Raw genomic sequence first — 977 nt, forward strand, 5'->3', positions numbered from 1 at the left:
GTGTTGCTGTGTTAAAAGAAGAAGGCATAATTAAGATCTCGATTATCCGCGAAGCGAAAGATATCATCTTCACTATAAAAGATAATGGCAAATGGATTAACCAGGATAGCCCCGGCGAAATAAACGGTTATGGCGTAAAATTAAGCGAAGAACGCGTAGCTTTATTGAATCAGTTATATAAAGATCAGCCTGTGAGTTTAAATATTGATACACAAGGGCCGGGTACTGTAGTTAGTATCCGTTTATCAAACTGKATATAATTTTATACCCATGAGTATCCGAAGTATTATAGTTGATGATGAGCTTAACAATATCGAAAATTTGCAGCAGATCATCCAAACCTATTGCCCCCAAATTGATGTAGTGGCAACAGCATCAAATGCCGGTGATGCTATAACAGCTATAAAAGCCAACCAGCCCCACTTGCTGTTTCTCGATATTCAGATGCCGGGGCAATCGGGTTTTGATGTATTGCGGGCTTTTGATAAAATTAATTTCGAGGTGATTTTTATCACTGCTTATGATAAATACGGTATCCAGGCTATTAAATTTTCGGCATTGGACTACCTGCTGAAACCAATAGATATAACCGAATTTAAACTGGCCGTTGAAAAAGCTGAGCAAAAGATAAGCGGCAGGCAACAAAATCAAAGTATAGAAAACCTGCTGGAGTACATCAAGGCTGGCCAAAAGGAAACACCCAAGATCACTTTGCCCACGCTTACCGAGATTATGTATGTAAGAATTACCGACATCATCAGGTGCGAGGCATCAAATAATTATACCACATTTTACCTGCAAAGCGGCGAACAGGTGCTGGTATGCAAAACCCTTAAGGAGTTTGCCGATATTTTAAAACCGCACCAGTTTGTGCGTTCCCATCAATCGCACCTGGTAAACGCACAATTTGTAAAAAGTTATTTGAAAGAGGATGGCGGTACATTATTGTTAAGCGATAAAACCAAAGTCCCCATCTC

At 39.9% G+C, this 977-nt stretch carries 2 protein-coding genes; both read left to right on the top strand.

The window, feature by feature from the left end; genetic code table 11:
* Window positions 1–260 (top strand): hypothetical protein (locus AC1DPZ_RS27970; RefSeq protein WP_477409690.1); only part of this gene is annotated, 260 nt, incomplete at its 5' end.
* Between the two features lie 10 nt (window positions 261–270).
* Window positions 271–977 (top strand): LytR/AlgR family response regulator transcription factor (locus AC1DPZ_RS27975; RefSeq protein WP_477409692.1); only part of this gene is annotated, 707 nt, incomplete at its 3' end.

It is taken from the genome of Mucilaginibacter sp. P4_G9 (genome assembly GCF_056400985.1).